This is a genomic window from Methanomicrobiales archaeon (assembly GCA_030019205.1).
Taxonomy (GTDB): domain Archaea; phylum Halobacteriota; class Methanomicrobia; order Methanomicrobiales; family JACTUA01; genus JASEFH01.
The window spans coordinates 54,359-61,181 of sequence record JASEFH010000017.1 but is presented as its reverse complement, the minus strand read 5'-3'; the positions used below and the strand labels follow the sequence as shown (position 1 = coordinate 61,181).

The window sequence follows — 6,823 nt, the reverse complement described above, 5'->3', positions numbered from 1 at the left end:
GTATCAGGCGATCTTCCTCGACCTGCTGCAGTCCGGCTATGACATCCAGCGACTCGACCTGGTCCATTGCATCACCGATACCAAATCGATTCCCGCCAAAAAAGGGGAAACATCGGCTTTGACGGTTACAAAAAGGTGAAAGGAAACAAACTGAGCGTTCTGGTCGATGAGCAGGGTCTCCCGCTGGCCTGCAGGGTCGCCCCGGCGAACATCCATGATTCTCGCCTGTTTGAACCAACGGTTGCAGCATTCACGATTCCCGGAACCACGGAGAAACCGGCCGTCATCTCCGCCGATGCCGCCTATGATTCCCAGGAGATCCGACAGTACACTCGGAAACGAGGCATAAAAAGCAATATCCCGATCAATCCCAGAAACCGGAAATATCCCAAGCGGGGAAGACCGGTTCGGTTTGATAAGAATCTCTACAAGAAACGGGGTGCGGTTGAACGGTTCTTCAGTTGGATCGAGGCCTTTAAGAAGCTAGTCCCCAGATACGAACGCTATGAACACTCATTCCTGGGGCTCATATACCTGGCCTGTGCCCTAATGATCTGGAGGGTTTTGGGATGACCTCCTAAGCTACCCATGCCCCAATTTGGATAATTGATTCCTAGACTTTCCCCATATTGTCTAGGATTATCTGCAAATTTGAGGATAACCAAATGCCAAGGAGTATATCTATCAACAAGATTCAGGAAAACCAATTGTAAATTTTCATCAATTGTTGGCCTTAATGCTGAATTAACAACCATGTTGCGAAAAGCGTCGAGTTTTTCCTGTTGGTGTGTTCTCATTGCTGCTTGAGTTGCATAGAGGAGTATACTGATAAATTGTTCATTTTGGGCGAGATTTTCAATTTTGAAGCCTTCAACCTTATTTTCCAGTAATTTTAATCGCGAGTGAATTTCCACCAACCAGGCTTCGCGTCTTTTCTCTATTGGCGGAGCAATAACCATGGAGAAAAATTCTGCCAATGATCCTCCTAGTACAGGGGCAAGTGATAGTCCAGCCTTGAAACCTGCGTGAGCATAATCTCCAGCACTATATTCTAAATCCTTTTCAATATCCTTTGTGCTGTAGCTGGCAAAGATCAGGAAATTAGACGCTTGCGAAGACTTCATCCCTTGAGCGAATAGTTCTTTTTTTGATGGATAGTTCATCGAATCATCACCTTGCCAATAGTCATGACAGCGTCGCGACAATTTTGTACGTATCCGTGTGAGCAGATACAGGAAGGGTCAATAGCTCGCTTGAAGAAGCCATAATAGCTTACGTATTCTCCATAGTATTGGTGACTGCGATGTACCGTGATGAAAAGATCTGTTAAGATATCAAATAAGCTCAATTTCGCGCATTTATGCAAATTAAAGCCGATTAAAAATGATTTAATCATTCGAACAACCATCATGTTAAGACCCCTGTTAAGAACTCCGTAATCGGTATTTTCTTTGGGAGGACCTGCCCTCGGGGATGAGGAACCCGTCCGGACCAGACCACTTTCTCAAATATCGGGATACTTCCACCTGAGCTGAAGGGGAATCGCCAAGCCCGAATAACTGGCGGCACTCTCTATTCGTTATGCTCCCGTGATCTTGCACAAATTCCCGGACCAGTTCCATGTATCGGGTGGGATCGATCCCTTTTGTAGAGGAATACGCAACCTTCCCGATCAAATCCTTGGCCACGGACTTGGTGAGGTAATACGTCGCCATGCGAACGTGACCTTTCCGCTCAAGAAGGCCCCTCTTGGGATGGCTCATGCGATCCAGCACACTGATGGCCTCCTCACGATCCAGCTGGAGCAACGCCGCCGCATCGGAAGATGTGATAAAACGATGACGCTTCAGGTAGGTGAGGACCATGAGACCATCCATCCCGATATCCTTCCCTTTCGCATGCCAGCTGGCTACGAGCCGTGCCATTGCTTGATCAAACGTTCCATCGAATATCCGGAGCGTAACACAGGACTCATCTGCTTCATATTGGGGCATTCTCTTCCCGTATTCGAGCATGGGAATGAAGATCTTCCGGCGTCCAGTGCCAGCAGATTCGACCAGTCTGAGTTTGAGAAAAGCGTTCGCCAGTGTCCGGTTCCGAGCCACAGCCTCATGACGAAGAATATTCTGGAGGTTAATTCCGCCGATGAATCCACCCGGACTCGTTACTGCAAGTTCATATGGTGAATGCCGGATGAGCACTTCACCCGGGTTGGTATAATCCCGGTGCGTCACCGCATTCAGTACTGCTTCTCTCACTACCTCGAGGGGATACGCCGGGATCCGAAGCCTGAAAAGGCCCATGGGAATCTCTTCCTCCGGATTGGCTGGACTCGAAAATATCCCCTCCAGTTTCTCAATGATCTGGAGGAGACTCATCCTCCACAGATCATTTCTCGCGACATTGGTTTCGGAGACCTGGTGGACGTAATGCACCTGGTTCTGTGGACAATGGGTTTCTATAATGTCCGGGTTGCCAAAAAGGATTAAACCCGTATTTGTAACGGCATCGTCGCGAATCGCTTCAAGACCCTGCAGAAATGCATAATCAGGCATTTTAAGAAGCTCGGACTCGGGATTGCGACTTCGCAGGAAGGAACGTGCTCTTGCAACCTCAAGGGGATCGAGATCATCTATTGAGACATTGTGAGCTGGCTGACCGCTCCAGTCAACAGCACCCGTTGAGACACGGTAGGATACGAATTCCGCAGGGTCCATCGGCATACAGTTCTTACCAACCCTCCGCTTGAAAATTCCCAGAGCCGTGCCATAGGGTGGGGAATCCCCTTTTGGCACGCGTACCACTAAAAGATGTCCGGTGCCCTCGGGAACGGCAAGTTCCTCCACATCTGCAAGAATATGTGGCCGAGTACTATCAAAGATCCCTCTGCGCCATACATCGATATCATAGCCCTGTGCACCGTGAATCGCACGAGAGCGTCCTGTTATCCTATCGGACACACCAAAGACGACAACTCCACCGGTCGTATTGGCAAAACAAACAGCGTATTCAACCGCGATTCTCAAGTCATTTTTCGCATCGGTCCAGGGTTTGAAATCGAGGTTCTGGGTTTCAAGATTATCGGCAGATGTATTTTCAAGCTGGTTTAAAAGGGCGATTATTTCACTATTTGTGGGAATACTCATAGAATGTGCTCCCTTATTCTTAAATCTCAAACCCGAGCCCCTTCAGGTTCTCCCGGATCACCGCTTCCAGCCGCTCGGACTCTGCGAACTGCTCCTTCAATTTCGCAGTGAGCCGCTGCATCTTCTCATCGAACGGCTCGCCATCGTCCTCCACTACTTCCGCACCCACATACCTCCCCGGCGTGAGCACATACCCGTTCTGCCGCACCTCCTCGATGGTCGCGCTCTTGCAGAAACCCGGCACGTCTTCGTACGTCGCCGCCCCGGCATCGCCCCGCCAGGCATGGTAGGTCCCGGCGATGCGGGCGATATCCTCCTCGGAGAGGTCCCGATGCACCCGGTCGATCATATGGCCCAGCTTGCGGGCATCGATGAAGAGGATCTTCCCCCGTCGATCGCGGAAGCGGTGGTTCTTCTTGTCGCGGGCCAGGAACCAGAGACAGACGGGGATCTGCGTCGAGTAGAAGAGCTGCCCTGGCATCGCCACCATGCAGTCCACCAGGTCCGCCTCGATGATGTTCTGGCGGATCTCCCCCTCGCCGGACTGGTTCGAGGACATCGAACCGTTCGCGAGCACGAACCCGGCAAGACCGGTCGGGGCCAGGTGGTGGATAAAGTGCTGCACCCAGGCGAAGTTGGCGTTGCCCACCGGCGGGACTCCGTACTTCCAGCGGGCATCTTCCCGGAGCCGCTCACCACCCCAGTCGCTCATGTTGAACGGCGGGTTGGCGAGGATGTAGTCGGCCTTTAGGTCCGGGTGGAGATCGCGGTGGAAGCTGTCCGCGTGCTCCTTCCCGAGATCGGCGTCGATGCCCCGGATGGCCAGGTTCATCTTTGCCAGCCGCCAGGTCGTCGGGTTGGACTCCTGCCCGTAGATGCTGATATCCCCGATCCGTCCGCCGTGGGCCTCGACGAACTTCTCGCTCTGGACGAACATGCCCCCCGAGCCGCAGCAGGGGTCGAAGACCCGCCCCCTGTACGGCGCGAGCATCTCCACCAGCACCCGCACCACGCAGCGGGGCGTGTAGAACTGGCCGCCCTTCTTCCCCTCGGCACTCGCGAACTGGGAGAGGAAGTACTCGTACACTCTCCCGAGGATGTCCTTTGAACGGTTCTCCTTGTCTCCGAGACCGATGGTCCCGATGAGATCGATCAGCTCGCCGAGGCGCTGTTTGTCCAAGGCGGGGCGGGCGTAGTCCTTCGGGAGCACACCCTTGAGCGATACATTGTCCCGCTCGATCGCGACCATCGCCTCGTCAAGGATCTTTCCAATGGTGGGCTGCTTCGCATTCGCCTGCAGGTAGGACCAGCGGGCCTCCTTCGGGACCCAGAAGACGTTCTCCGCCCGGTACTCGTCCGGATCCTCGAGGGCGCGGTAGCGGGCCTGGGGCTCGCGGATGTACCAGAGGCTCTTCGGATCGCCCAGCTCCGTCTCGAGCCGGGTGTGGCGCTCGTCGAACGCATCGGAGATGTACTTCAGGAAGATGAGGCCGAGGACCACGTGCTTGTACTCGGCCGCATCCATGTTGTTGCGCATCTTGTCAGCAGCGGCCCAGAGCGTTGCCTCAAACCCGAGATTGGCCCCGTTTCCGGATCTTTTGCTCTGGTTCCTTGCGGTCCTGCTCCCCCGTGCCATCGCCTTCTCCTGATAAATGCAATAGTTACTGTATGCAAGTATCGAAAATCGGAAAAGAATAATGTTGCGATTTAGGCTAATGGCGATAGAATGTCAGAGTCATGGATGCTGGAGGGCATAGCAGACTGGCAAACAATAGTTGCGACAGTGTCGCACCTATTCCACTCGAATACGTCCAATATCCGATGCAACTGGATAACAAAATTGTTCCACATGGAACAATATCTATCCAATAAGAGAGGGGCTGCCATTCTTGGTCCGTCAGAATTTTTCATCGCGTAGTTAATGCACTTTGGCAGTCCTATCACGTATTAGGGGCAAGTTAGTGTGAGAGTTGCCGCTTATTCCGTTGCGCACGTCCATTCCCTCCGCTCGACCAAAGTACTCAGTCCAAAGACTATCATTTTGCGAACGATGCCCCTGTTGAAGGAACATCTCTTTTCAAGCATTGTTATGCCTCCATTTGTTCACTTGAAAATTTTTACTTCCCCATGTTAATCACTTTGATTGCGTGGTGCAGGGAGCGGCGGAACGCTGCGGGGGATTCGGGGTATGGGACAGGCACCATAGGGATGGAAAGGTGATAGTGCTGGTGATGCTGTCGTGCGGTGAGTGAAAAGCTGGAATGACTGCCGTTTCAGCGCCCGGTGTGCGATATTGGGGGGTTTTCAGTCGCGATGCCCATGACCACACGGAGAAATTTCGTTGGATCATTCTATTAGAGTGGAGGAGTGAATGAGACGAAACTGTATTTGTAGAACTGAAAAGCTGAGAATTTGGCTTAGATTTTACATTCAGTCAATAATATTCCTTTCTCAATTGTGTAGAGACACATTTGACAATGTATTGGCCGAGAATACAGCACTCAAATACAATCACGATACCGAATACTGCATGATTGTACCCTAGTCCAAATAACCGCTGATACATGCGGCGTATTTCCCGGATTCCGTTATGGATATGAAGACGGTCCGTCCGACCTTTTCCCGCGCGATCCACCCGTTCTTTTCGAGCTTCGCCAGGATGGTCCTGTCCAGCTTCATGAGCTGGCGACTCTGCTCCGCTCTTTTGTTGCCATCCCGGATCTCATCGAACAGCTCCTCGAACCCCTCAACCTTCTCTTTCTTCAGGACACTCAGAATATCTCTCATCTTCAACCGCCTTCTCTCGCTGCACAGGTGCAGGAGGATCTGTCTGCCGATGGGATCCGGCATGACGAACTGGAAGTTCACCAGCTTCTGGATATCATCATCTGGAGAGCAGATTCTCAAGCCGTGATCTCTGCGGAGGACCTCGTCGACAGGGTAATCCTCGGCAGGGACATAATACACCGTGACATCGTGGGCCATTCCAACAAGGGTGGAAGCGACAGAAGTGAGCCTTCCGCTAGCAGACATGTTCACAAAAATTCGATTGTTGTTGGCCTTCTCCCGAAGGATGATCTTCGAGATCTCTTTCATCACGTCGAGCAGATCGAAGAGATCCACATGGACGCACTGTACCTGAATCTCCATATCTTCCAGAATCCTTTTCACAGTCTCCGTGTAGTGCCGCTGATCCTTACTCCGGACATCGTCCGGGTTCGATGGATGCAACGTCGTCAATAGGTATACACGGTCGGCCTTCGTCTTCTCGAACGGTTTTACGGCCCGATCGATCTCGTATCCGAGGGGGATGATGTGAACCGTCTTTTCGATGCCCTGCATATGTTAACCATAGTAAGGATGCTATGAATGCTAAAATAAAAATTTCAAAATTTTATTATTGAAAATAATATAACAGTGAAAACAAATGCCAGGGAATCATGTAAAACGTGGCCTCGACTACGAGAAACGGAAGGCCAAGGAGCACGGGGCAAGGCATGTAGGCGGCCCGGGGAATCACGACTACCAGAGAGGCTCGGTGAAGGGGGAAGTCAAATGCCGATCTTCCAAAGTCACCCGTCCTGAGCTCCAGAGACTGATCCGAGACAAAGGCGTGTCAGAAGTGGACAGCAAGGCCGGGTTCACACGACCTGCCATCGAGTACCGCGACAGATTCC

At 52.1% G+C, this 6,823-nt stretch carries 5 protein-coding genes; 1 reads left to right on the top strand and 4 read right to left on the bottom strand.

The features are described from left to right. Positions 1–135: 135 nt before the first annotated feature. Positions 136–573, top strand: coding sequence for an IS5 family transposase (locus QMC96_09725; GenBank protein MDI6877035.1), 438 nt, complete (start codon positions 136–138; stop codon positions 571–573). On the opposite strand, the gene QMC96_09720 is transcribed toward QMC96_09725, so the two are convergent. From QMC96_09720 to QMC96_09705, 4 genes are all read right to left on the bottom strand, one after another. Further along, positions 504–1,163 (bottom strand): hypothetical protein, encoded by a 660-nt coding sequence (locus tag QMC96_09720; protein MDI6877034.1) that lies wholly within the window; start codon positions 1,161–1,163, stop codon positions 504–506. The genes QMC96_09725 and QMC96_09720 overlap by 70 nt on opposite strands. Positions 1,164–1,424: 261 nt before the next feature. Then, positions 1,425–3,146, bottom strand: coding sequence for a putative DNA binding domain-containing protein (locus QMC96_09715; GenBank protein MDI6877033.1), 1,722 nt, complete (start codon positions 3,144–3,146; stop codon positions 1,425–1,427). Between the two features lie 19 nt (positions 3,147–3,165). After that, positions 3,166–4,782 carry a class I SAM-dependent DNA methyltransferase gene (locus QMC96_09710; protein ID MDI6877032.1) on the bottom strand — a complete coding sequence of 539 codons (1,617 nt, stop codon included), beginning with the start codon at positions 4,780–4,782 and terminating at the stop codon, positions 3,166–3,168. A gap of 905 nt (positions 4,783–5,687) precedes the next feature. After that, on the bottom strand, positions 5,688–6,488 hold the full coding sequence (locus tag QMC96_09705) for a DUF6293 family protein (GenBank protein MDI6877031.1): 801 nt from the start codon (positions 6,486–6,488) through the stop codon (positions 5,688–5,690). Between the last annotated feature and the right edge of the window lie 335 nt (positions 6,489–6,823).

Excerpts from the sequence above, each read along its gene's own strand:
- QMC96_09705 (MDI6877031.1), bottom strand. The coding sequence starts at position 6,488 with ATGCAGGGCATCGAAAAGACGGTTCACATCATCCCCCTCGGATACGAG.
- QMC96_09720 (MDI6877034.1), bottom strand. The coding sequence starts at position 1,163 with ATGAACTATCCATCAAAAAAAGAACTATTCGCTCAAGGGATGAAGTCT.
- QMC96_09715 (MDI6877033.1), bottom strand. The coding sequence starts at position 3,146 with ATGAGTATTCCCACAAATAGTGAAATAATCGCCCTTTTAAACCAGCTT.
- QMC96_09710 (MDI6877032.1), bottom strand. The coding sequence starts at position 4,782 with ATGGCACGGGGGAGCAGGACCGCAAGGAACCAGAGCAAAAGATCCGGA.